The organism is Paramagnetospirillum kuznetsovii, from assembly GCF_003284725.1.
In the GTDB taxonomy this organism is placed as follows: Bacteria; Pseudomonadota; Alphaproteobacteria; order Rhodospirillales; family Magnetospirillaceae; genus Phaeospirillum; species Phaeospirillum kuznetsovii.
The window spans coordinates 1-24421 of the sequence record NZ_PGTO01000008.1 but is presented as its reverse complement, the minus strand read 5'-3'; the positions used below and the strand labels follow the sequence as shown (position 1 = coordinate 24421).

Sequence of the window (24421 nt, the reverse complement as noted above, 5' to 3'; positions counted from 1 at the left end):
ATGTAGCATGGTCTCAAAGTCATGACTTTAGAGACTGATTCGATCCGACTGCTGATCATCGAGGACAACCCTGGCGACCAGAGGTTGATCGAGATCCAATTGCTGGATGCCGCGCCACACTGGGCGGTTCAGTTTTGTTTCACGCTGGCCGAAGCGGCCAAGCATGTTCCCTTCGCCGAGTTCGACTGCGTGCTGTCCGATCTGGGATTGCCCGACGCCTCCGGCATCGAATCGGTGTTGACCTTGAAATCGTGGGCGCCCGAACGGGCGTTGGTGGTGTTGACCAGCCTGGACGACGAAAGGGTGGCCCATGAAGCCATCCGGGCCGGAGCCCAGGATTACGTGGTCAAGTCCGACATGGGCATGACCATGCTGCCCCGGGTGATCCGCCACGCCATCGAGCGTCAAAGCGGCCAGATCGCCCTGGAAGCCTCGCACCGCACCGCTCAGGCCCTGCTGGACGCCAGCCACGATGTGGCTTTGCTGCTGGATTCCGGCGGTGTCATCGTCACCCTGAACGCCGAGGCCGAGCAGTATTTCAATCTGCCTCAGGACGATTTGATCGGACGTTCCATCTTCGACTTCCTGCCCGCCAGCCTGGCGTCGCATCGCCGCGCCTATCTGGAACAGGCGCTGGAAAGCGGACGCACGGTGGAGTTCGAGGACACCGACGGCCTGCACTGGTTCGCCAACCGGCTGCTGGCGGTGATGGGGGCCAATTCGGCCGAGCACCGCTGCGCCATGTTTTCCCGCGACATCACTTCGGCCAAGGCGGCGGCGGCCCGGCTGGCCGAGGCCAAGGAAGAGGCCGATATCGCCAATCGGGCCAAGACGGAATTCATGGGCCGCATGAGCCGCGACATCCGCACGCCGCTCAACGACGTCATCGGCTTTTCCGAGATGATATCAAGCGAGATGCTGGGGCCGCTGGCGCCGACGGGCTATCGCGAATATGCCGAGTCCATCATGAATTCGGGCTCGCAGATCCTGAAGCTGATCGACCGCATCACCGACGTTTCCATGCTGGAATCCGCCCTGCTGAAGGACGAGGTGTCCTATCGCGATCTGGTGGAGCTGTCGCCCGACCTGATCTGCGTCTGCGTCGACGGCATCGTCGAGCGCATCAATGCCGCCGGTCTTGGCATGTTGCGCGCGCCATCGGCGTCGTCTTGCGAAGGCAAGCCCTTCACCGATTTCATCCATCCCGACTACCGTGCCATTTTCGGCAATGGCCTTGACGCGCTCTACGAGGAGGGACACCCCCTGCCGGTCAAGGTCGTGACCTTCGCCGGACGGCTGCGCGACGTGGAACTGTCGGCGGTCCCATTGCGCCGCGAAGGTCAGAACGCCACCTTGCTGGTGGGCCGCGACACCACCGAGGTGACGGCGGCCATGCGGGCGGTGGCGGCGCGCGAACACCGCATCCGCGCCATCATGGACACGGTGCTCGATGGCATCGTCACCATCGACGAGGACGGCATCATCTTGAATGCCAATCTGTCGGTGGAGCGCATCTTCGGCTATTCGCTGTCGGAACTGATCGGCGGCAATGTCTCGGTGTTGATGCCCGAGCCCGACAGCGGCCGCCACGACGGCTATATCCGCAAATATCTTGAGACCGGCGTCGGCACCATCATCAATATCGGCCGCGAAGTCCTGGGCAAGCGCAAGGACGGCACCATCTTCCCGCTTCACCTGTCCATTTCCGAACTGCGCATGGACAAGCGCCGCCTGTTCACCGGCACCATCCGCGACCTGACCGAGAACAAGGAACTGGCGCAGCGGGTGGCCTATCTCGCCAATCACGATTCGCTGACCGACCTGCCCAACCGGGCGCAACTGACCGACCGCCTGGGGCAAGCGGTGGCCATGGCGCGGGCGGCAAGCCTGCATGTGGCGGTGGTCACCGTGGATCTGGACGGCTTCACCACCATCAACGATTCGCTGGGTCACGACGTGGGCAACACCCTGCTGCGCGAGACGGGGCGGCGGCTGGCCCAGGAAGTGGGATCGGCAGGGACGGCGGCGCGTCTGGCGGGTGACGAATTCGCCGTGGTGCTGCCGCAGCTGCGCGACCTGGACGACGTCACCGCGTCGGTCGCCCATATTCGCGAGGTGCTGAGCAAGCCACATATGGTGCACGGCTCCGAGCTCGTGATTCCGGTGGACATGGGCGTTTCCGTCTTCCCCCGCGACGGCGAGGACGCGCTGGACCTGCTGCGCAATGCCGAAATGGCGCTGCATTCGGTCAAGCGCCGCACCGACGAGCGTCTGGGTTTCTTCGATGCCGCCATGTCCTATGCGGTGACCGAGCGCCTGACCCTGGAACGTTCCATCAAGGACGCGTTGAAGGCCGGGCAGTTCGAACTGTTCTACCAGCCCCAGGTGAATCTGAAGACCTATGCCCTGGTGGGCGCCGAGGCGCTGATCCGCTGGCGGCATCCCGAACTGGGCATCATCAGCCCCGATAAGTTCATTCCGGTCGCCGAGGAAAGCGGCCTGATCGTCCCCATGGGAACCTGGGTGCTGCGGACCGCCTGTCGGCAACTGCGCATCTGGAACGATATGGGCATTCGCGGTCTTCGCATCGGCATCAACGTGTCGGGGCGGCAGTTTCATGAACATGACCTGCCTGATCTCGTCGCCGACGCCATTTCCGAATCCGGCGTCAACCCCACCCATATCGACCTGGAACTGACGGAAAGCATGCTGATGGCCGATGGCGAGGGCACCTTGAAGATGCTGCGCGCCCTGGCCAAGCTTGGCGTCACCTTGTCCATCGACGACTTCGGCACCGGCTATTCCTCGTTGGCCTATCTCAAGCGCTTTCCCATCAACACGGTCAAGATCGACCGTGCCTTCGTCAAGGATCTGGACCAGGACGAGGATGGCCGCGTCATCGCCAACGCCATCATCTCGCTGGCCCATTCGCTGTCGCTCAAGACCATCGCCGAAGGTGTCGAGACCGAGGCCCAGGCGGCCCTGCTGGCCCGCCACGGCTGCGACGAGATTCAAGGCTATATGATTGGCCGGCCATTGACCGTGGCCGACTTCACCGCATTCACCAGCAGCTACATAGCCCGCGGCCGCGACGTCGATACTCGGCCGCGGGCGGCGCAAACCCGAGAGGTGGGGCCATGACGGGAACCGTCGTCATCGTCGAAGACAATGCCATGAACATGAAACTGCTGGAGCAGGCCTTGACCATCGCCGGTTACCAGACGGTGAAATCGTCCGACGGCGACGGGCTGGTGGAAATGACCGCTTCGGCGGGTGCCGCCTTGATCCTGATGGACATCCAATTGCCGAAATATTCCGGCGTCGATCTGCTGAAGCTGCTCAAGGCGGATGCCAGGACCAAGAATGTGCCGGTGGTGGCGGTGACCGCCTTCGCCGATCCCGACTCGGTGGCGGGCTTCCTGGAAGACGGCTTCGAGCAGGTCATCACCAAGCCCATCTCCATCCGCAAGCTGCTCGACGAGGTCGCCCGCTACTGCAATGCCGCGGGCTGAGGCTTGCAATCGCCTGCGACGCAGGCTATAAGCGTCGCCTTCCAAAGCGGACAGGGCCGTTAGGGCTGCCTTGCCGCTTGTTCTCGCTAGAGACTCTTAGATCAAGGAAAAGCGAAAATGCCCAAGATGAAGACCAAGAGCTCCGCCAAGAAGCGGTTCAAGCTCACCGGCACCGGCAAGGTGAAGGCCAATGTCGCGTTCAAGCGTCACTGCCTGAGCGCCAAGACGTCGAAGATGAAGCGCCAGCATCGCGGCACCTTCATGCTGTTCAAGACCGACAGCGACAACGTCAAGAAATTCTACCTGCCGAACGGAGCTTAACCCATGTCGCGCGTCAAGCGGGGCGTCACCACGCACGCCCGTCACAAGAAGATTCTCAAGCTCGCCAAGGGTTACCGCGGCCGTTCCTCCACCTGCTTCCGGGTCGCGATCCAGAAGGTGGAAAAGGCCCTGCGTTACGCCTATCGCGATCGCCGCGCCAAGAAGCGTAATTTCCGCGCCCTGTGGATCCAGCGCATCAATGCCGGCGCCCGCGCCCATGGCATGCCCTATTCGCGCTTCATGGACGGCCTGAAGAAGGCCAATATCGCGCTCGACCGCAAGGTGCTGTCCGACATCGCCATCCGCGAGCCGGAAGCGTTTAAGTCGCTGGTGGACAAGGCCCAGGCCGCCCTCCGGTAGGACTTCCCTCGCGGAAGCAATGGTTAGGAGAGGGGCCGGCCCATCGGGGGCGGCCCCTTTTCGCGTCTTAGGGAAACGCAAAGCATGCAGGATCTCGATCAACTCCGCGCCCAGGCCCTGGCCGATGTGGCCGCCGCCGCCTCGCTGGATCAGCTTGAAGCCGTCCGCGTCGCCGCCCTCGGCAAGAAGGGCACCATCACCGGCCTGATGAAGACTCTCGGCTCCATGGGGCCGGACGAGCGCAAGGCGGCCGGTGCCGCCTTGAACGCCGCCCGCGACGAGATCGCTTGCGCCCTTGATGCCGCCAAGGCGGTGATGGAAAGCAAGGCGCTGGACGCGCGACTGGCCCGCGAACGCATCGACGTCACCCTGCCGGGCCGTCCCGAGACGCAGGGCCGCATCCATCCCATCAGCCAGACCATCGAGGAAATCACCGCCATCTTCGCCCAGATGGGCTTCATGGTGGCGGAAGGTCCAGATATCGAGGACGACTTCCACAATTTCACCGCCCTGAACATCCCGCCCGAGCATCCGGCCCGCCAGATGCACGACACTTTCTATTTCGGCGAGCGCCCCGAGGGTGGTCGGCATTTGCTGCGCACCCATACCAGCCCGGTGCAGATCCGCACCATGCTGAGCGACAAGCCGCCCATCCGGGTGATCGTGCCGGGCCGCACCTATCGCTGCGATTCCGACATGACCCACACGCCCATGTTCCACCAGGTGGAAGGCCTCATCATCGACGAGACCACCCATATGGGCCATCTCAAGGGCTGCCTGATCGAGTTCGTGCGCGCCTTCTTCGAGGTGGATGACGTGCCGGTGCGCTTCCGCCCCAGCTTCTTCCCCTTCACCGAGCCCTCGGCCGAGGTGGATATCGGCTGTTCGCGCGAAGGCGGCGAATTGAAAATTGGACCTGGCGCCGGTTGGCTGGAAATCCTGGGCTGCGGCATGGTGCATCCCAATGTGCTCAGGAATTGTGGCATCGATCCCGACCGTTATCAGGGCTTCGCCTTCGGCATGGGGGTCGAGCGGGTCGCCATGCTGAAATACGGCATTCCCGATCTGCGCACCTTCTTCGATTCCGACCTGCGCTGGCTGAAGCATTACGGCTTCGTGCCGCTGGACGTTCCCACGCTTTCGGGAGGGCTGACCCGATGAAATTCACGCTTGCTTGGCTCAAGGACCACCTTGAGACCACCGCCACCCTCGCCGAGATCGAGACCGGTCTGACCGCCATCGGCCTGGAAGTGGAAGGCATCGAGGATCCGTCCAAGCATCTGGGCGGCTTCGTGGTCGGCCATGTGCTGGAAGCCGACAAGCACCCCGACGCCGACAAGCTGAAGCTGTGCAAGGTCGATACCGGCGCCACGGTGATCCAGGTGGTCTGCGGCGCTCCCAATGCGCGGGTCGGCCTCAAGGTCATCCTGGCCCAGCCGGGAACCTATATCCCGCACAACGGTGAGATCCTGAAGAAGGGCAAGGTTCGCGGTGTCGAAAGCCAAGGCATGATGTGCTCGTGGCGCGAGCTGAAGCTGGGCGAGGACCACGACGGCATCGCCGAACTGGCCGCCGATGCCGAAGTCGGCGCCAAGCTGCTCGACATCATGAGCTTCGATCCCATGATCGAGATTTCCGTCACCCCCAACCGGGTGGACTGCCTGGGCGTGCGCGGAATCGCCCGCGATCTCGCCGCCTTCGGCCTCGGCAGCTTGAAGCCGCTCAAGGTCGAGCCGGTGCCCGGCACCTTCAAGAGCCCCATCGGCGTGCGCCTCGACTTCTCGGCCGAGGATCTGCCCGCCTGCCCGCTGTTCGCCGGACGCCATATTCGCGGCGTCAAGAACGGCGAAAGCCCGCAATGGCTCAAGGATCGACTGACCGCTATCGGCCTTCGCCCCATCTCGACCCTGGTGGACATCACCAATTTCTTCACCTACGACCTGTGCCGCCCGCTGCATGTCTTCGACGTCGCCAAGGTCAAGGGCGACATCCGGGCGCGTCTGGCCAAGACGGGCGAAAGCCTGGTGGCGCTCAACGGCAAGACCTATGCGTTGGACGAGTCCATGACGGTGATCGCCGACGAGGCGGGGCCGGAAGCCCTGGCCGGGATCATGGGGGCAGAGCATTCCGGCTGCACCGAGGCGACCACCGAGGTCTTCCTGGAAGCCGCCTATTTCGATCCCATCCGCACGGCGGCCACCGGGCGCAGGCTGGAAATCCTGTCCGACGCCCGCTTCCGCTTCGAACGTGGCGTCGATCCCGCCTTCGTGGTGCCCGCCATGGAACTGGCCACCCGCATGATCCTGGATCTGTGCGGCGGCGAGGCCTCGGAGGCCGTCATCGCCGGGACCGAGCCCGACTGGCAGAAGTCCATCGTGCTGCGCCCCGAGCGGGTCGCCGAACTGGGCGGCGTCGAGGTGCCGGTGGTCCGCATGGAGGCCATCCTCAACGATCTCGGTTGCGCCGTGGCGGAACACGCCGACGGATTGCTGGTCAACCCGCCGTCCTGGCGCGGCGACATCACCGCCGAGCACGATCTGGTGGAAGAGGTCATCCGCATCAACGGCTATGACAACATCCCCTCGGTGCCTCTCCCCCGTCTGCCCATGCCCAAGCCGATTCTGACCCCGTCGCAACGCCGCTCCGGCTGGGTGCGACGCCAGTTGGCGTCGCGGGGGCTGGTGGAAACGGTGACGTGGTCGTTCCTGCCCGAGGCCCAGGCCAAGCTGTTCGGCGGCGGTCAAGCCGACATGCATCTGGCCAATCCCATCTCGTCCGATCTGGACGTCATGCGTCCCTCGGTGCTGCCCAATCTGATCACGGCGGCCGGCCGCAACGCCGATCGCGGCATGCGCGACCTCGGTCTGTTCGAGATCGGGCCGCAATTCGACGGACCGGAACCGGGCCAGCAGCGCCAGATGGCGGCGGGCATCCGCGCCGGTAAGGCGCGGGGCCGTCATTGGGCCGAACCGGTTCGTGCCGTCGATGCCTTCGACGCCAAGTCCGATCTGGTGGCCGCCATCGCCGCCGCCGGGGGCAATCCCGACAGCTTCCAGGTGGTCGCCGAGGCGCCCGCCTGGTATCACCCCGGCCGTTCCGGCTCGCTGAAGCTGGGCAACAAGCCGGTGGCTTTTTTCGGCGAGATCCATCCCGGCATCTTGAACAGCCTGGACGTGAAGGGGCCGGTGGTGGGCTTCGAGCTGTTCCTGGAAGCCCTGCCGCCCGCCAAGGCCAAGGCCACCAAGGCGCGGACCCTGCTGAAGGCCTCGCCCTTCCAGCCGCTGGAACGCGATTTCGCCTTCATCCTCGATTCCTCGGTGGCCGCCGATGCCGTGGTGCGCGCCGCCAAGGGCGCCGACAAGGTGCTGGTGTCCGAGGTGGCGGTGTTCGACCTCTACGAGGGCGACAGGATGGCGGCGGGTAAGAAGTCGCTGGCCATCACCGTGACGCTGCAGCCCACCGAGAAGACCCTGACCGACGAGGAGATCGAGGCGGTGGCCGCCAGGATCGTCCAGGCGGTGGCCAAGGCGACCGGCGGCGAGCTGCGGGGATAATGTCGACCATTATCCTGGTCCGCCACGGCGAGACCCAGTTCAACGCCGAGGGCCGCGTTCAGGGCTGGCACGATTCCGCCCTGACGCCCAAGGGGGTGGCCCAGGCCTTCCGCTATGGGCTGTGCCTTCGCGGGCTGATCGAAGGCGGTGACGGATGGCGGCTGGTGTCCAGCCCGCTGGGCCGCTGCGCCGAGACCACCGGCATCCTGTGCGAGGCCGCCGGTCTGGACGCGGAACGTGTCAGCTATGACGCCCGCTTGAAGGAAATCAACACCGGCAGCCTGTCCGGATTGCTGAAGTCCGAGATCGCGCCCGAGCTTCGGGGCGGCCACGGACTGGACCACTGGGTGTTCAAGAGCCCCGACGGCGAAACCCACGCGGCGCTGTCCGCCAGACTCGCCCAATGGCTGGCGGGGATCAGGCCGTCGGAAAAGCTGGTGGTGGTCAGCCACGGTATCGCCGGCAAGGTGCTGCGCGGCCTCTATCTGGGCCTGGACCCGGCCGAGGCGCTGCAGGCGGACAGCCCCCAGGACGCGGTGTTCGTCCTGAGGGATGGCGCCGTCACGCGGGTGGCGTGCGGCTGATCCCGTTGCCTCCGGCCTCGAGTGGGCGTATTCTTCCTAACTGGGAAGAAAGGAAGACAACGTGGCCTTGAACATCAAATGCGCGCAAACCGACCGCCTTGCCCGTCAGTTGTCCGCCCTGACCGGCGAGAGCATCACCGAGGCGGTGACCACGGCGCTGGCCGAGCGGCTGGAGCGCCAGCGGCAGGCGTCGCCGGGCAAGCGGATGCAATTGCAGGGCATTCGGCAGCGGGTGGCGCGGTTGCCTGTTCTCGACGACAGGCCCGTGGACCAACTGCTTGGCTATGATGAAGACGGTCTGCCGGGATGATCGTTATCGACACTTCGGCGATCATGGCTTTTCTGCTGAACGAGCCCGAAGCGGAGTGGATTGAATCGACCCTGGCTGCCGCCGATGGCTGCTTGCTCTCGGCTTTCACCCTGTTCGAATGCCGGACGGTATTGCTGCGGCGTCTCGGCCCGGCATCCCTTGGTGAATTGGAGACGCTGGTCCAGGTCGCCCAAGTCACCGTGTCCCCCTTCGATGCGGAGCAATCGGCACTGGCCTTCGAGGCCTATCGCCGCTACGGCAAGGGCTGCGGCCATCCCGCCCAGTTGAACCTGGGAGATTGCGCCGCTTATGCCCTTGCCATATCCAAATCCTCTCCCTTGCTGTTCAAGGGAGAGGATTTCGTCCACACCGACGTGATCCGGTGTCCTTGCCCCGCCCTATAGGCTATTCCCCTTCAGCCATTTGACCAGCCGCGCCCAGCCGTCCTTGGCCGGGCCTTCCCGGTAGGACGGGCGGTAATCGGCGTGGAAGGCGTGGGGCGCGTCGGGATAGACCACGATCTCGACGGGCATCTTGCCCGCCTTGACCGCCTCGCGCATCTTCTCGACCGTCTCAAAGGGAATGCCCTGGTCAGCACCGCCATACAGGCCCAGGACGGGGGCCTTCAGCTTGGCGGCAAGGCTCAGCGGATGGTCGGGGGTCATCACGGTGGAATCGCCCGCCAGACGGCCATACCACGCCACGCCCGCCTTCAGCTTGGGATTGTGTGCGGCGTACAGCCAGACGATGCGGCCGCCCCAGCAAAAGCCGGTGATGCCGAGACGCTTGGGATCGCCCTTGTTCTTGGCGGCCCAGACGGCGGTGGCGTCCAGATCGGCCATGACCTGCTCGTCGGCGACCTTGGTGACGATATTGGACAAGATGGTGGGGATGTCGGTGATCTTGGAGGGATCGCCCTGGCGGACATACAGTTCCGGCGCCACCGCGAGATAGCCCAGCTTGGCCAGACGGCGGCAGACGTCTCGGATATATTCATGGACGCCGAAGATTTCCTGGACCACCAGGATGGTGGGGAACGGCCCCTTGCCCTCGGGCATGGCGGCATAGGCCGGAATGGAATCGGCGCCGCTGGGGATCATCACCGCTCCGGCCTTCAATCCCTTGGTGTCGGTGACGATGGCGTCGGCGGCGGCCGGGCTGACCGCCATGGCATAGCCGGTGGCCAGCACCGCCGCCGAGACGAATCCGCGTCGCGTCATATCCAGCTTCGGCATCAGACTCTTGATGTCATCATCATGCATGGTCCGCTCTCCCCGGACGATTGACTGATCCAAAGATGGCATCGCGCCCTCGGCGAGACAATGGGGCGATTGATTCTTTATATTTGCCTCAATCGTCGGCGCACGCATCCGCGTGCTTGGCTTTCGCGCCATGTGGCGCGCGCCCTCCCTGCGGGCAATTGCCCGCCCGGGCCTAATGGCAATGGGCTCGCTGCATCGGGAGGAGTGGAATGCGGCATCCGCTCCTCCTTGGGATTGTCCTTGCCCTTGCATCAAGCCCAACCAGGCGGCGTTTGATTTGTTTCATGGGGTTCCGGCAAAACGAAAAGGGCGCCTCCATCGAAGCGCCCTTGCGGTTCACAGCCCTGTTCGGAGCCGATCCTACTTGATCTTGGCTTCCTTGAACGCGACATGCTTGCGCACGACGGGGTCGTACTTGCGGAACTCCAGCTTCTCGGTCGTCTTGCGCGGATTCTTCTTCGCCACGTAGAAGAAGCCCGTCCCGGCGGAGCTCAGCAGCTTAATGAGAATGGTGGCAGGCTTGGCCATGACGAAAATCCCGGCAAACGTTGGTGATCGAAACTCAGGGGGCGCACCATACTGATCCCGGCAGCAGAGTCAAGCGTTAGAATGGCTCGGCTTCGCCATCGGTCGTTAGAATGGCTCGGCTGCGCCATCGGTCGTTAGAATAGCTCGGCGTCGCCATCGGTGCGTTCGGCGTCGGTGAGGCTGCCGTCCGCCAGCAACCGCTCAAAGGAGCGGACCTGATCGCGGCCGTGTTCCTTGGCGTAATACAGGGCCTTGTCGGCATTGCCGATCACCACCGAGGGCAGGTCGTCGGAGTGGATGCGCACGAAGCCGATGCTGACGCTCACATGGCCGACCTGGGGGAAGGCGAACTCGCCCACCGTGGCGCGGAAACGGTCGAAGACCGCCTGGGCGTTCTCGTAGGTGGTGGGGGCCAGCATGACGACGAATTCCTCGCCGCCGAAGCGGAACAACAGATCCTCGCCTCGGAACGCCTTGCGCATCAGGGCGGCCAGCAGCAGCAGCACCTCGTCGCCGAACACATGGCCGTAGGTGTCGTTGACCCGCTTGAAATGGTCGATGTCGATGATGGCCAGCCAGTGATGCTCGCCCGACAGTTCGCCGCCGCGCCGATTGCCTGCGAAGGGCACTTCCAGGTGACGGGAACTGGCGACGATGCGGCTGAAATTCTCGTCGAAGGTCTTGCGGTTCTTCAGCCCCGTCAGGGTGTCGCGGGCCGCGTCGCGCAGAATGGCGAGATAATTGCGGTAGATGGAGGCAAAGCCGCCGATCAGCGCCAACTGCTCCATCTTCGCCGCCGGAGAGATGGTGACCAGGAAAGCGCAGACGATGCCGCGGTCATCCACGATCGCCTGGGCGCGGCGAAGCGCGCCATCCTCCATCTCCTGCGCCTTGGAACCGCCGGTGGCCATGCATTCCATCAGCAGCGGGTCTTGGCCGATCTCGATCAACTGGTCGGGCGCCTCGCCGCCTTCATGGGCCACGTAATCGATGAAGATACCGCTGACGGATTGGGTGGGACGACAGATGCCGCAGAATGTCAGCCCAGCCAGATCGCGCAGGGTGGACACCAGCGAATGTTCCAGATGTTGCCGCGAGCGCTGCTCGGTGATCCTGATCACCGACGACAGCACGGTTTCCGGCGTAATCAAACTATCCATGGCCGACCCCTGTTCCTCAACCCTGGGTATGACTGAGTCTACAACCAGGAGTCAACGGACAGTTCGTCAGTGCTGACCCGCATCATAGTCAGGGGGGCGGGATTGGCGGGCTTCCAGCGTCCGGGGAGGAGTGGACAGGGCCAGGGCACGGGCGAAGGCGGCGCGGTTGAGCAGCAGCTTTTCGGCCAGCTCCAGATCTGCCTTGGCTTCCGAGCGCCGCGCCGGTGGGCAGGTGTCGCGCAGGCGAATGCGCAGGGCAGTCTCGTCGAATCCGGACTGCCGCCACACCGCCAGTGTCTCGGGCAGCTTGGCCGACTGGGTGCCGCGCAGCAGACCATCGATGACGGCGGCGGCATTGGGATTGGCGCCGGTGCACAGGACGGGTAGAACCCCCAGACCGTGCAGGGCATAGCCCGAGGGCGTGTGGAAGCGCGACCATGTCAGGGTGATCTCGCCGTCATTGGGTAGGCCGATGACGGTCTGAACCGTGCCCTTGCCGTAGGAGTTGGTTCCGACCACCACGGCGCGGCCGGCGTCTTGCAGAGCCGAGGCGACGATTTCGGCGGCCGAGGCCGAGCGGCCGTCCACCAGCACCACCACCGGCAGATCCTCGCCCATATCGCCGGGATGGGCGTCGAAGGCGTTGTCGGCCTCGGGATGGCGGCCCTTGGTGGAGACGATGGGCCCCTTGTCCACGAACAGATCCACCACCGAGACGGCCTTGTCCAACAGGCCGCCGGGATTGCCGCGCAGGTCCAGGATCACCCCGGTCAAGCCGGGGCCCAGGCGAGTCTTGGCGTCCTTCAGCAGGCTTTCCAGGCTATAGGCGGTGCGTTGATTGAAACTGGCGATCTTGAATTCGGCGATGCCGCCCACAAGGGACATGGTCACCGTCTTGGGAACGATCAACGAGCGCCGCAGGGTCACCTGCACCGGATCGCCGCCCCTGCGCACCAGCAGCAGGACGTCGCTGGCGACGGCGCCGCGCAGAAGGGCCGAGATGCCGTTGCGGTCAAGGGGACGCACGGATTGGCCGTCGATCATCAAGATCACGTCGCCTGTTTTAAGTCCGCCTCGGGCCGCCGGGGTGTCCTCGATGACCTCGATGATGCGCGGCTCGGACTCGATCATGTCGAATTTGATGCCGATGCCGCCGAATCCGTTGCGGCTGGCGCGATGCTCGCGGGCCTCCTTGGCGCTGGCGTAGCGGGAATAGAGGTCGACCTTGCCCAGGGCGCCTTCGAACACCGCCTGATACAGCGCTTCGTCGTCGGCGGCGCGGATCATTTCCGACGACAGGCGGGCGGCGGTGATGGCGGCGACGGTCACCCGCGCCCAACCCGCCGAATCCGCCGCCGCCGGGGCCGGGTATTCCCCGACCAGCGAATCGGCGGTGGAAATCCGGACCACGCCGCCCTGGACGATCACCGCCAGTTGGGGGTCGATCTCGGCCAGCGCCCGCATGCCGTCCAGGGCGATGGAGGCGGCGGTAACCGGCTGGAGGTGGCGTTCGACGATGGCGGCGAAGCCGAAGGCGATGGTCTTGTCCGCCTCGACCGCGTCCCAGCCCGCCGCCCAGGCGCCACGGGGAAGCGCCAGCAGCATGGCCGCCGTGAAGACGGCGGGCAAAAGCCGGGAGAAGGGGGACGAGGGCATGATCGGGCGCATGGCTGGAATTATGCGCAACCCCCAAGCGCCGGGTACAGGAAAAAGCAATGGAGCCGGTGGCGATTCTGGCCACCGGCTCCTTGTTTTTACTGACGGTTACCGCTTGATCTGGACCAGTTCGTCCAGCATCTGGTCGGCGGTGGTGATGATCTTGGCGGCGGCGGAATAGGCCCGCTGGGTCACGATCATGGTGGTGAACTCGGCACCGATATCCACGGTGGATGCTTCCAGCGAGGCCGAGGCGATGGAGCCCGCGCCGGCCTTGTTGGCTTCACGCAGCGTATAGGTGCCCGAACTGTTGGTTTCGATCCAGCTGTTGCCGGTCAGCGATTCCATGCCGTTGACATTGGTGAAGGTCGCCACCGGGATCTGGAACACCGGGCGGCGCACGCCGTTGTCGAACAGGGCGGTGACCACGCCGTCGGACCCCACCGAGACGCCGGAGAAGTTACCGAACTTGGCGCCGTTCTGGGTCAGGTAGGACAGCTGGAAATTGCCGCCCAGCTGGGTCATGCCGTCGGCCTGGGCGGTGTTGCCCAGGAACCAGTTGATACGGTGATCAGCGCCGGAGCCGTTGGGGACTTCCATCATGGACTGGGCGCCATTGGCCCATTCGATGGAGATCTTCGGCGTCGGGGCGGTGGCGGACGAGCCCGAGGTGCTGCCATAGCCCATGATGGTCTGCGGCGTGCCGTCGCCGTTGTATTTGATGGCAGGCGTGCTGGCAACCGCCGACGAGATGTGTTGCAGGGTGAACTTGCCGGTCACCTGATCCACGGAGGGAATGGAGGAGTTCCACTGGTGCGACTGCGACTGGGTGCAGCCGGTGCCCAGAGCGGAGACGTCGAACAGATAGCTGTCGGCGACGCTGGTCTGCTGCACGATTTCCAAGGTGCCGCCATTGGCCCGGAACAGGGGCAGGGTGGAGCCGGTGGAGGTGGAGACCGAGGTGGTCGGCAGATGGGTATTGGTGGTGGCATCCCAGTTGGCGGCATTGTTCAGCGCCTTGGCCACCAACTGCGCGATATCGGAGCCCGAGGTCAGCGAGGTGGTGGACAGGTCGATGATGATGTTGCTGGCGCCGGTGGGATTGCTGACCACCTTGTACAGGTCGTTGGTACCGTTGGTGTCGAATTCCACGGTCAGCGCCACGCTGCTGCCGGTCGGCGTGATGGAGAAGGTCTTGCCGTCCAGCGCGGTGATGTCGGTGCGCGAGGATGCGGTGAAGTCCAGGCGGCCCTGTGACGCGTAAATGGCGCCCGAGGTTCCGCTGGGGTCGTAGATGTCGAGCACGGCGGCGCCCGCCGGCGGCTTGATGCCGCGCAGAGTCTGATAAGGCGCGGTATCGACGGCCACGTAATCAAGGGCCGAGACGGTGGTCGAGCCCGCGGCGCCGACGTTGGTAACCTGATAATAGCCGACCGTTCCGGCCGCATTGGTGACCTTGATGATGTCGCCCGCCACCAGGGTCGGCGTGGTCGCGCCGCCGAAGGTGATGTTGGTGGCACCGGTGGAGGTGACGCTGGAATAGGTGGTGGTGGTGCCGTTGCGGACGACGCTGACGGCCTGGGACGCGGTGATCAAGGTATCGGCGCCCGCCGATGTGGTCGCTGCGGTCTTGACCAGGAAGGTGCCGTTATTGGCGGAATCTTCCGAACCGGCCACGGTGAACTGGGTGCCCAGCGGCAGGGTCGCCGCGTCGGCGGCGGCCTGGAAGGCGATGACGCCAGTGCTGGCGAAGAACCCGGCCGTGTGGCCGCCAGCATAGGATGTCATGCTCGCCACGGTGGCGCTGCCGCCGGTGGCTTGGCCCGCGATGGAGAAGGTCGCGGTGGAATCCGGAGACGCCGTGGTGTCGGTCAGCGCCATGTTGACGCCGAAATAGTTGGTCTTGTTGGCGATGTCCCACTGGTTGGCGTTGGTCTTCATCCAGCTGACGTTCAGGCTGCTGCTGCCGCCCAGCGAGTCGTAGATCAGGGCGCTGCTTTCGTGCAGGCCGCCGGACCCGGCGACGCCCGGATTGAAGATGCCGTCGCCCGACGGCAGGTTGGCGCCCATCTTGATCTGGGTGGTGGGATCCGCCGTGCCGCCGATGGTCTTGAGGTTCAAGGACTTCATTTCGGTCGGGTTGATGGTGTTCTGATTGATGTAGTGATAATTGCCCGTCGTGTCCTTGTAGGCCTTCATATAGGTGTTGCCGTCGATGACGGTTTCACTGGGCCGGGCGGACGAGCTGTTGTCGGTGGCGGCCAGGGGCCAGCCCTGCAGGTAGAAGCCCGACACATTGGTCAGGTAGCCCTGGTTGTCGGTCTTGAACGATCCGGCGCGGGTATAGGCGAACATGCCGGTGCCGCTGGTGGCCGAGTCGGGCGCGGTGTTGACCACGAACATGCCCTGGCCCGACAACGCGATGTCGGTGGACGACGAGGTGGACTGCAACAGACCCTGCACGTCGATGCCGTTGCGCGGCTTGGACTGCACACCACCCGGCGAGTACTGGGTGATGGAAGTCTGCTTGGTCACCAGCGTCTGGAAGTTCACCTGGGCACCCTTGTAGCCCGTGGTGTTGACGTTGGTGATGTTGTCGGAGATCGCGCCCATGGCGCTGGACTGCGAGGCCAGGCCAGAGACACCAGAGAAAAGTGCGCCGTATAAGCTCATGACAGCCTCCTAGTACTACTGGCCGGTCGTCGTCGAGGACGACGAGGAATTGTTGCTGGCTTCGGCCGCCTTCAGGGCATTGTATTGGGCGAGGGCGGCCTGGTATTGGGCGTTGGCGGCGGTCAACTGGGCGTTGACCAGGGATGTGTCGGCGGTGACGGCCAGCACTTGGTCGGGAGTGACCGAGACCTTGGCCCCGTCGGTGCCCGCCCCCAGTTCGAGGGTGGCGCCGTTGGTCGCGTCGTTGCTCAGCTTGGTGACCGAACCGGTGACGGTGGTCGAGACGGCCAGGGCGGCGCCGTCGGAACCCTTGGCGACCACGTTGATGGTGTAGAGGCCGCCCTTCTGGGTGGTGCCGTTGGTGTCGGTGCCGTCCCAGGTCAGTTCGTGACGACCGGCGCTGGTCTCGGCATTGGACTTGTAGACGATGTTGCCGGTGGAGTCCTTGATCTGGACTTCGCAGCTGCTGGCGTTGGACGGCAGCGTATACGAGAAGGACGCGCCCGAGCTGTTCTGCAGCGGCAGGGTCGATCCGGCCACTTCCACCGTCTGGCCCACATAGGAGATGGCCTGGGCGGTCTGGCTGGCGGTCTGCAGCTTGATCAGCTTCTCCAGATTGGAATTGGCGTTGATCTGCTGCTCGACGCTGGAGAACTGCACCAGCTGATTGGTGAACTGGGTCGAGTCCATGGGCGACAACGGATCTTGATGCTTTAGCTGAGTGGTCAGCATGTTCAAGAAGGTGTTGAAGTTGGTCCCGAGCGTCGCCTTGGCCGTGGTCGACTTGCTGGTCGATGCGGAATTGGCGGCCGATGCGGCATTGGCGGCGCTGTTGTCTACGGCGGTGGTCATGTCATGCCCTCCTACACCGAGATATCGACGCCGGAGCGTCCGCCGGAGCGGCGGGGCTGTGCCGCCTGGGACGCGCCGATGGCGGCGGTCTCCTCGGCCTGGCCGGTACCGCGACCACGGCCGCGACGCTGATTGTTGTGGCCGCGATCGGCGTTGTTCTGCTGCTCGCCGTTCTTCAGGCTGAAGCTGGTGGCGCTGGCATCGGGCTTCAGCCCGGCATCTTCCAGCGCCTTTTCCAGGCCCTTGGCGTCCTTCTGGAGCAGGGCGAGGGTTTCCGGCTTTTCGGCGGTCACCGAGGCCGAGACATGGCCGTCGATCACTTCCAATTTGATTTCGATGCGGCCCAGATCGTAGGGACGCAGCTGGATCTTGACGGTGTCGGCGCCGTCCTTGACCGCCTTGTCGATCTGAACGCTGACCTGCTCCATCACCTGCTGCTGCAGAGGGACGCGCGGAGCCCGCGCGGTCGGCGCGGCGGCCTGGGTCGCGCTGGGCTTGTCGGCGGCCTGGGTGGGGCCGACGGCGGCGATGGTGGTGTTGGGGCGCTGCTCGGAGGTGGTATTGACCTCCTGGGTGCTGGCTTCCACCTGGGCGGCGAGAACGGCGCTGAAGGCGCGGAAGTCGTCGGCCACCTGGTCGGTGGGGGCCGCATTGCTCACCGCTGGCTGCAGCGAGACGGCGGTGTCGGCCAGATTGGTGTTCTGTTGCTGTCCCTGGGTCTGGCCTTGGCCGATGGCGGTCGGGTTCTGAACTTCCGTCGTCATCTGGGCCAGGACGTCCAGGGCCGAGGCCGTGGTCTGGGTCACGGTCTCGGTGACGGTCTCGGTGACTTGGACCTGGACATCCATCTGGGCGCCGCTTCCGGCCAGCATGGCGGCCAGATCCTCGGCTTGCTGGTCCTTCAGGCTGTTGGCCTTGCCCATGTCGTGGGTGTTGCCCTTGACGGCGGAATTCTGCTGCTGGGTGGCCTTGCTGATCAACTGGTCGACCAGTTCGGTGGCGGCGTCCAGGGCGTCGTCGGCATCGCCGGAATCCAGGTCATCGACGATCCGCTTCTCCAGATCATTGATGCGCTGGCGGTCATCCTTGCTGAGACCGGCCAGCGGATCCTTGCCCGTGGTGTCGGCCTGGGCGGCTGCCTGCTGGACCGGCTTGCCCGAATTGTCGGCCTGGACGGCCTGGGCGGCGGGATTGACCTCGACCACCTCGACCGTTTCGGTGACGGTGATGTCAATCTCGACCACCACCTTTTCCTGGGCGGCGACGGCATTGACCTGGACCTGCTGCGCCTCGGCCTTGGTATCGTTCTGGCCGGTGTTCTGGTTGTCGGACGTGCCGGTATCGGCCTTGGGAGCGTCGTCGTCGGCGGCGACGGTCTTGGTATCGTCGGTGGCGACGGGTGCGACCGCATCGTCGTCCTTGACGGCGACCTTGGCTGTCGGCGCGCCGCCGTCCGACTGACGGGGCTTGTCGGCCTTGACGACCTGACGGCCGTCCTTGCCGGTGGTGCCGTGGTCGGATTTGGCGTCGCCGCGAGCCGCCTGGGCCTTCTCGGCGTGAATCTCGACCTGCTTCTGGGTCAGGATCTGGTTCATGACCTTGTCGGGCGAAGCCGATCCGGCGGCCTTGTTGCCGAAGCGCTGGGCGGTCTGCTGGAGAAGGGCGACGAAGGCGTCCTCCACCGAGATGGCGCTCTGCTGCTTGTCGGACGTGGCCGGGGTCATGTTGGCCTCGGTTGCCAGTCGCTTGTCGATGGTTTGCACGGTCATGGTCTGGTCCCCGCAATTGGGATTGGTTCGCCATGTTCTGAGCAAGCGCCGGGCCAACTGCCGGACCACATTCTAACGCATTGTTTTTAATGGAATAATTTCTTGAAGCCCGAAGCGCTTCGGGGACGTGGTCGGGCGAAAGGGGAAAATATTGCCGGGCACGGGGAAAAGCCTGCCGGGGTGAACAGGAAGAGTCAGTCCTGTCCGTCGTCGTCGCGGGCGAGGTTCATGATGCCCACGCCCATGGCGACGCTGCCGAAGGTGATGATCAGGCCGAAGAACATCAGCGCCAGCACCTGATAGGGCGTGGCCGATTCCATGATCATGGTGCGGATATGGCTGAGATCGGTGGCCAGCACCAGGCCGCCGAAGGTCAAGGCGGCGGCGATGCCGTAGATCAGGTGCTGCCCCAGATATTTAAGCGGCTCTTTTTCCTGGGGAGTCATGGCCGCCTCAGGGGTCCAGCACGGCGGCCCGCAGACGCACGGCCAGGGCGCGGGTCTCGGCCAGCACATTGTCCAGCATGGCCGGATCGGTTCCCCGCGCCACCACCGTGACCAGTGATCGTCCTTCGGTGAAGGAGGGGTAGCTGCCGATCTCGGTCTCGGGATGGGCGGTCTGGATGGCGGCCAGTCCCTCGGCCAGATCGCCTTCGCGCGCCGCCAGGGTGATGGAGCGCGAATGCTGCGGCGGTCCGCCCGCCAGGCCGCCCTTGATGCCGTCGAACATGGCTTGCAGGATGCGCGGCACCCCGGCCAGCACGAAGACATTGTCCAGGCGGAAGCCGGGGGCCTGGCTGACCGGGTTGTCGATCAGCGTCGCCCCTTGCGGGATGTCGGCCATCTTGAGGCGGGCGGCATTCATTTCATTGGCGGCATAGCGGGTCCGCAGACAGGCCTCTGCCTCGGGGTTTCGCTTCAACGCAACCCCGAAGGCGCTCGCCACCGCCGCCGAGGTGATGTCGTCATGGGTGGGGCCGATGCCGCCGCTGGTGAAAACGTAAGTGAAGTGCCGCCGCAATTCGTTCAGCGCCGCGACGATGGCGTCGCTGTCGTCGCGGACGATGCGGACCTCCGCCAGGGTGATGCCGCGCGCCGCCAGTTCGGCCCCCAGGAACGCGACATTGGCGTCGCGGGTGCGGCCCGACAGAATCTCGTTGCCGATGATCAGGATGGCGGCGGTGGCGATGGCTTGGGTCATACCCACTCCCGCAGCAGGGCGATGAGGGGGATATCGGCCGGTGGCGTCGGCAGGTCGGCCAGCCGGGCGGCACGCACCCAGCGCAGTTCCTGGCCCTCGCGGGCGGCGGGATTGCCCTTCCACACCCGGATCACGTAAAGCGGCATCAGCAGATGGAAGGTGTCGTAGTCATGGGAGGTGAAGCCCACCGGGGCGAGGCAGCTTTCGGTGACGTCGAGACCCAGTTCTTCCTCCAGTTCGCGGACCAGGGCCGCTTCCGGCGTCTCGCCGTCATGGACCTTGCCGCCGGGGAATTCCCATAGCCCCGCCATGTCCTTGCCGGTGGGCCGCGACGCCATCAGCACCCGACCGTCGTGGTCCACCAGGGCGGCGGCGACCACCAGCAGCATGGGCCGGGTGGCGCGCAGCATCTGCCATTCCCCCTTCTTCAGGGCGAAGACCGGGGCGATGACGCTTTGGCCTCGTGCCGGCATGGCGCAGGTGTCGACGCCGAAATAGGTCAGCCCCGCCTTTTCCAGCACCCGCTTCGAGGCGGAATTGTCGGGATGGAACGACGACCACAGCCGATGGAAGCCGAGATCGTCGAACAGGTGGCGGATCAGGCGCCGCAGCGCCTCGGTGGCGAAGCCCTGGTTCCAGAAGGCCTTGCCCAGCCAATAGCCGAGCTCCGGTTCGCCATTGCGCTCGAGCCCGAAACCGACGACGCCGATCAGCACGTTGTCGGTGACGCGCTCCATGGCCAGCGCCACCCCCTTGCCCTCGATGCGGCGAACCTCCTGCTCGTTCACGAAGCGCTTGGCGTCATCGACGGTGTATGGGTGGGGAAGGGCGGCGGTCAGTCGCACCACGTCCCAATCGTCCAGCAGCGCCGCCAAGGGCTCGATGTCGCGGGTGGCCAGCGGCCGCAGCCTCAGGCGCGCCGTCACCAGCGGATGTCCCGCCCATGCCGTTCCCGGTTGCCGACAACCCGCGTCCGCCATCTTCACTCTCCCAGAAAAGCCAGCTTTCGAGCGTAGCAGGCTGGCCATTGCCTGTCATGCCTGCTTGAAACCCATGCCCGGCATCCCACATTAGGGTTGTTGAATGTTTTGAGGCAGGAGAGCGTCATGATGATCGAGGGGTTCAATTCCGACGGCGTCATTACCGTCAATCGGGTTCTGTTGCGCCCCGGCTTTACCGTGGACGATTTGGAGGAGCGGGTGGCGCTGCTATGCGAGAACGTCAAGACATGGCATTCGGAAACCGGCTTCATCGGCGGTTTCGTCTGCCTGAATTCGGGCATGATCTCCAATGAAGGCTCCACGGTGGGCCAGGCGGTGGCCTCGCCCCTGGCGGGCCGCGAGGCGCTGATCGTCACCTTCTGGCGCAGCTTCGAGGAACACGAACAGTCCCACCGCAGCCCGACCTTCCAGCCGCTGTTCCGCCAAGTGCTGGACCTGTGCGAGAACGGCAACGAGGAAATCGCCTATACCATGCTGTGGCAGGGCAAGGCCTATTCCCCCGACGAAGCAAAGGCGGCCCAGCGCGCCAAGACCGACCACGCGGCCTAGCTTTTGTCACGGAACGGCAAGGGAGGCGAGATTGTCGTCGGCGCCAAAGTGCGTTAGAGTTTCCCCCCGATCACAGCCGCTTTTATAGGGGAGTCCAGATGGGCCACGGAACCGAGGTGAAGGATCTTGCCTACCGCCTGTGGGAAGAGGCGGGCAAGCCCGAAGGCCGCGACATGGATTTCTGGCTGATGGCCGAGGCGCAAACGGCAAAGCCCGCAAAGGCGAAGGCCGCTCCGAAGGCGAAGGCCAAGCCAGCCGCCAAGCCAGCCGCCAAGCCCAAGGCGACCAAAAGCAAATAGCCCTCGGGCCAAGGCTCGACGAGGAGTGCCACACCTTCGCTGACGCGACTCTTGTGGAAAGCGGCCGGGACGGCCGCGCTCCGAGATGGGCAAGTCGTTCGGAGCGCGGGCGTCTCGCCCGCCTGGGGGGCGGGGGGCTTCAAACGACGAGCGGTGTTAAGACTGAGCGGGTCTGGGCATCAGCCGCCGCGTGCCGCCTTGATGAAGGCGCGGATCTTGTCCGCGTCCTTGACGCCGGGGGCGCTTTCGACGCCGGACGAGACGTCCACCGCCGTCGCCCCCGAGATGCGGACGGCCTCGGCCACATTGGCGGGGGTCAGGCCACCGGCCAGCATCCACGGCACGCCCCATTTGCGTCCGGTCAGGATGGACCAGTCGAAACTGACCGCGTTGCCGCCCGGCAGGACGGCGCCCTTGGGCGGCTTGGCGTCGAACAGCAGGCGGTCGGTCACCGCCAGGAACGGTTCCGCCAGGGCCAGATCCCCGGCCGAGGCCACGGAAATCACCTTCATCACCGGCAGGCCGTATTCCAAGCGGATGGCCTCGATTCGCTCGGGCGTTTCGGCGCCGTGCAGTTGCAGCAGATCGAGCCGGACCTTGGTCAGCACCTGCTCCAGCAGGGCGTCGTCGGGATCGACGAACAGCCCGACCTTGGTGATCTCGCCGGGGGTAAACTCCACCAGTTCGGCGGCGCGCTCGGGCGCTACGGCGCGCGGGCTGGGCGGAAAGAACACCAGCCCCACATAGTCCGCTTCCGCCTCGATGGCGGCGTCCATGGCATCTTCGTCGGTGATGCCGCAGATCTTGACCTCCACCGTCATGGGGCGAGTCCAAGTTCTGTCTTGATGCGCCCGGCCGCCTCGGCGGGATCGGCGGCCCCGGTGATGGGGCGCCCGATCACCAGAACGTCGGCGCCCTTGGCGCGGGCCTCGGCGGGAGTCAGGAAGCGCTTCTGGTCGCCGGTCTCGCTCCAGGCGGGGCGGATGCCGGGGATCACCAGCTTGAAGTCGGGGCCGCACAGGGCGCGCACCGCGTCCACTTCCAGCGGCGAGCAGACGATGCCGTCGGCGCCGCTGTCCTGGGCCAGGGCGGCCAGCCGCTTGACCTGATCCAGCACGGCGCCGGAAAAGCCCACCGCTTCGGCTCCCGCCTGATCCAGACTGGTCAGGATGGTGACGGCGACAACGGCGGGCGGTGCGAGGCCCAGCTTGGCGGCCTCGTCCTTGGCGGCGTCGGCGGCGGCGCGGATCATGGCGGCCCCGCCCGAGGCGTGAATGGTGGTGATGGCGGCCTTCAGGCGCACCACGCCGCGCATGGCGGCAGCCACCGTATTGGGGATATCGTGCAACTTCAGGTCCACGAACAGCGGCATGCCCAATTCGGACACCGCCGCCATGCCCTCGGGGCCATTGGCGATGAAATATTCGAGGCCGAGCTTGAAGCCGCCCACTTGACCGATCAGGGTGCGCGCCAGGGCGGCGGCCTTGCTCTGTTCGGTGGTGTCGAGGGCGACGAAGACGGGATTGGAAGCGGTCATTTCTGTCCTGAACGGGTTAGGGCGCCGGTTTAACGGCGGCGGCAAGCTGGCGTTCCAGGCTTTCGGCACGGCGGCGGTCGGCGCGGGCGCGCAGTCTGGCGCCGGTGCCCGACAGCCAGACCAGCACCGCTCCCATCACCAGCCCCAGGGCCAACGGTCCCAGCACGGCGAGATAGGCGGCCACGTCCACGCCGAAGGGCAGTGGCCAAAGGTCGAAACGCACATCCTGGCGATTGGCGACGGCGAAGACCGTCGCCACCACGGCCAAGGGAAGGCCGAGCAGCCAGGTCAGCAACCTCATGACCCGCTGCCGCTGATGTTGAGCTTTTCGCGCAATTGTTTGCCGGTCTTGAAGAAGGGAATCGCCTTTCCATCCACCGATACCGTCTCGCCGGTCCGGGGATTGCGGCCCTGGCGGGGGTCGCGCTTCTTGACGGAGAACGCACCAAAGCCGCGCAGTTCGACCCGGTCGCCGCGCGCCAGGGCATTGGCGATTTCGTCGAAGATGGTGGTGACGATGCGTTCCACATCCCGCTGGAAGAGATGGGGATTACGCTCGGCCAGACGGGCGATCAGCTCCGACTTGGTCATGGTGTTTCTTATCCTTTGACGGTGACGCGAATTTCACGGCAAGGATGCCGGAGCCTCCCGGCAGCGTCAAGCCAAGCCGTTGAGGGACAAACATAAACCTGGCTCAGCTTTCGGCATCCTTGAAGGGCTCCATCACCTCCCAGCTGCCGTCGGCGTGGCGGCAGGCCATGACGTCGCGGGCATAGGTGCCCTCGGACTCGTGGAGGCGGCTGGCTTCTTGATGCAAGGTCCGGCACGTCCGGCCGCCGCCGTCGGTCCAGCCTTCGCCCACGGCGCTGACCGAGCCACGATGGCCGTGGCTTTCCCATTTGACCGGCTGTCCGGTCTCCGCCGCCTCGACGGTGGCGCTTGCCCACATGCGCTGGGCCGGGGGGTCCACATAGTCGCCCACGGCATAGCCCAAGGCGGCTCCGGCGACGACGCCGACGCCGGTAAAGGCCCAGGGATAGCGGGTGCCGATGGCGGCGGCGCGGCCGATGCCGCCGCCGATCACGGTGCCCGCTCCGGTTCCCCAAAGCTGCCCCTCGGTGGGATTCTCGGCGCAGCCGACCAGGGCAAGAGCCATCAGGCCGACGGTCATGGTTCGGGTCATGGACATGGATGCACTCCGCTGCTCGCCCACTATAATACCAAGTCTCGGTGATCGGAACCGATCACCGAGGCCCTCAAACGCCGGGCGGGTTTCCCCGAAACCCTTGGCTTC

26 protein-coding genes and 1 pseudogene are annotated in these 24421 nt (G+C 65.2%); 11 read left to right on the top strand and 16 right to left on the bottom strand.

Features of this window, described 5'->3' with window-relative positions:
* The first annotated feature begins 21 nt into the window (after positions 1-21).
* From CU669_RS11725 to CU669_RS11685, 9 genes are all read left to right on the top strand, one after another.
* Positions 22-3141, top strand: coding sequence for an EAL domain-containing protein (locus CU669_RS11725; RefSeq protein ID WP_112144873.1), 3120 nt, complete (start codon positions 22-24; stop codon positions 3139-3141).
* Positions 3138-3512 carry a response regulator gene (locus CU669_RS11720; RefSeq protein WP_112144871.1) on the top strand — a complete coding sequence of 125 codons (375 nt, stop codon included), beginning with the start codon at positions 3138-3140 and terminating at the stop codon, positions 3510-3512. Before CU669_RS11725 ends, CU669_RS11720 begins: the two co-directional genes overlap by 4 nt.
* 117 nt (positions 3513-3629) lie before the next feature.
* Positions 3630-3833, top strand: a complete 204-nt coding sequence (gene rpmI, locus CU669_RS11715) for a 50S ribosomal protein L35 (RefSeq protein ID WP_112144869.1) — start codon at positions 3630-3632, stop codon at positions 3831-3833.
* Positions 3834-3836: 3 nt separating this feature from the next.
* Positions 3837-4193, top strand: a complete 357-nt coding sequence (gene rplT / locus CU669_RS11710; RefSeq protein WP_112144867.1) for a 50S ribosomal protein L20 — start codon at positions 3837-3839, stop codon at positions 4191-4193.
* An 84-nt stretch (positions 4194-4277) separates the two neighbouring features.
* Positions 4278-5354 (top strand): phenylalanine--tRNA ligase subunit alpha, encoded by a 1077-nt coding sequence (gene pheS, locus CU669_RS11705; protein WP_112144865.1) that lies wholly within the window; start codon positions 4278-4280, stop codon positions 5352-5354.
* Positions 5351-7747, top strand: coding sequence for a phenylalanine--tRNA ligase subunit beta (gene pheT / locus CU669_RS11700; protein ID WP_112144863.1), 2397 nt, complete (start codon positions 5351-5353; stop codon positions 7745-7747). Before pheS ends, pheT begins: the two co-directional genes overlap by 4 nt.
* Positions 7747-8331 carry a histidine phosphatase family protein gene (locus tag CU669_RS11695; protein ID WP_112144861.1) on the top strand — a complete coding sequence of 195 codons (585 nt, stop codon included), beginning with the start codon at positions 7747-7749 and terminating at the stop codon, positions 8329-8331. Before pheT ends, CU669_RS11695 begins: the two co-directional genes overlap by 1 nt.
* A 61-nt stretch (positions 8332-8392) precedes the next feature.
* Positions 8393-8641 carry a type II toxin-antitoxin system VapB family antitoxin gene (locus CU669_RS11690; RefSeq protein WP_112144859.1) on the top strand — a complete coding sequence of 83 codons (249 nt, stop codon included), beginning with the start codon at positions 8393-8395 and terminating at the stop codon, positions 8639-8641.
* A complete protein-coding gene (locus tag CU669_RS11685; protein WP_205119441.1) occupies positions 8638-9045 on the top strand; it encodes a type II toxin-antitoxin system VapC family toxin in 408 nt (135 codons plus the stop codon). Before CU669_RS11690 ends, CU669_RS11685 begins: the two co-directional genes overlap by 4 nt.
* Here CU669_RS11685 and CU669_RS11680 read toward each other — a convergent pair.
* The 11 genes and pseudogenes from CU669_RS11680 to CU669_RS22175 all read right to left on the bottom strand — a co-directional run.
* Positions 9040-9903, bottom strand: coding sequence for a dienelactone hydrolase family protein (locus CU669_RS11680; protein ID WP_112144857.1), 864 nt, complete (start codon positions 9901-9903; stop codon positions 9040-9042). The two genes, CU669_RS11685 and CU669_RS11680, sit on opposite strands and share 6 nt — an antisense overlap.
* Before the next feature lie 360 nt (positions 9904-10263).
* The gene (gene rpmG, locus CU669_RS11675) at positions 10264-10431 is read right to left on the bottom strand and encodes a 50S ribosomal protein L33 (protein ID WP_101252076.1); all 168 of its coding nucleotides are present in this window, start codon (positions 10429-10431) and stop codon (positions 10264-10266) included.
* Between the two features lie 134 nt (positions 10432-10565).
* Positions 10566-11591: a GGDEF domain-containing protein gene (locus CU669_RS11670; protein ID WP_112144855.1), complete on the bottom strand. Its 1026-nt coding sequence runs from the start codon at positions 11589-11591 to the stop codon at positions 10566-10568.
* A gap of 66 nt (positions 11592-11657) precedes the next feature.
* A complete protein-coding gene (locus CU669_RS11665) occupies positions 11658-13247 on the bottom strand; it encodes a S41 family peptidase (protein ID WP_112145091.1) in 1590 nt (529 codons plus the stop codon).
* 108 nt (positions 13248-13355) lie between these two features.
* Positions 13356-15920: a flagellar hook-basal body complex protein gene (locus CU669_RS11660; RefSeq protein WP_112144853.1), complete on the bottom strand. Its 2565-nt coding sequence runs from the start codon at positions 15918-15920 to the stop codon at positions 13356-13358.
* A 15-nt stretch (positions 15921-15935) separates the two neighbouring features.
* Entirely contained in the window at positions 15936-16772 is an 837-nt protein-coding gene (locus CU669_RS11655; RefSeq protein WP_112144851.1) for a flagellar hook assembly protein FlgD, read from the bottom strand.
* An 11-nt stretch (positions 16773-16783) separates the two neighbouring features.
* Entirely contained in the window at positions 16784-18541 is a 1758-nt protein-coding gene (locus CU669_RS11650; RefSeq protein WP_112144849.1) for a flagellar hook-length control protein FliK, read from the bottom strand.
* Between the two features lie 194 nt (positions 18542-18735).
* Positions 18736-18987 carry a hypothetical protein gene (locus CU669_RS11645; protein ID WP_112144847.1) on the bottom strand — a complete coding sequence of 84 codons (252 nt, stop codon included), beginning with the start codon at positions 18985-18987 and terminating at the stop codon, positions 18736-18738.
* Between the two features lie 7 nt (positions 18988-18994).
* On the bottom strand, positions 18995-19741 hold the full coding sequence (locus tag CU669_RS11640; RefSeq protein ID WP_239988685.1) for a competence/damage-inducible protein A: 747 nt from the start codon (positions 19739-19741) through the stop codon (positions 18995-18997).
* Positions 19738-20151, bottom strand: a complete 414-nt coding sequence (locus CU669_RS22180; protein ID WP_456095309.1) for a (deoxy)nucleoside triphosphate pyrophosphohydrolase — start codon at positions 20149-20151, stop codon at positions 19738-19740. The genes CU669_RS11640 and CU669_RS22180 overlap by 4 nt, the downstream gene beginning before the upstream one ends.
* 102 nt (positions 20152-20253) lie before the next feature.
* A pseudogene (locus CU669_RS22175) lies at positions 20254-20721 on the bottom strand (GNAT family N-acetyltransferase); the annotation flags it as partial.
* A 126-nt stretch (positions 20722-20847) separates the two neighbouring features.
* Here CU669_RS22175 and CU669_RS11630 point away from each other — a divergent pair.
* Both CU669_RS11630 and CU669_RS11625 read left to right on the top strand, forming a co-directional pair.
* Entirely contained in the window at positions 20848-21291 is a 444-nt protein-coding gene (locus CU669_RS11630; protein ID WP_112144843.1) for a ligand-binding protein SH3, read from the top strand.
* A gap of 98 nt (positions 21292-21389) precedes the next feature.
* On the top strand, positions 21390-21590 hold the full coding sequence (locus CU669_RS11625) for a DUF2934 domain-containing protein (protein WP_112144841.1): 201 nt from the start codon (positions 21390-21392) through the stop codon (positions 21588-21590).
* Between the two features lie 179 nt (positions 21591-21769).
* Here the strand turns inward: CU669_RS11625 and CU669_RS11620 are convergent, their stop codons facing one another.
* The 5 genes from CU669_RS11620 to CU669_RS11600 form a co-directional block, all read right to left on the bottom strand.
* Positions 21770-22411: a phosphoribosylanthranilate isomerase gene (locus CU669_RS11620; RefSeq protein ID WP_112144839.1), complete on the bottom strand. Its 642-nt coding sequence runs from the start codon at positions 22409-22411 to the stop codon at positions 21770-21772.
* Positions 22408-23127 carry an orotidine-5'-phosphate decarboxylase gene (gene pyrF, locus CU669_RS11615; RefSeq protein ID WP_112144837.1) on the bottom strand — a complete coding sequence of 240 codons (720 nt, stop codon included), beginning with the start codon at positions 23125-23127 and terminating at the stop codon, positions 22408-22410. The genes CU669_RS11620 and pyrF overlap by 4 nt, the downstream gene beginning before the upstream one ends.
* Positions 23128-23143: 16 nt before the next feature.
* On the bottom strand, positions 23144-23428 hold the full coding sequence (locus tag CU669_RS11610; RefSeq protein WP_112144835.1) for a lipopolysaccharide assembly protein LapA domain-containing protein: 285 nt from the start codon (positions 23426-23428) through the stop codon (positions 23144-23146).
* The gene (gene ihfB / locus CU669_RS11605; protein WP_112144833.1) at positions 23425-23718 is read right to left on the bottom strand and encodes an integration host factor subunit beta; all 294 of its coding nucleotides are present in this window, start codon (positions 23716-23718) and stop codon (positions 23425-23427) included. The genes CU669_RS11610 and ihfB overlap by 4 nt, the downstream gene beginning before the upstream one ends.
* A 103-nt stretch (positions 23719-23821) precedes the next feature.
* Positions 23822-24316: a hypothetical protein gene (locus CU669_RS11600; RefSeq protein WP_239988684.1), complete on the bottom strand. Its 495-nt coding sequence runs from the start codon at positions 24314-24316 to the stop codon at positions 23822-23824.
* Positions 24317-24421 lie beyond the last annotated feature (105 nt).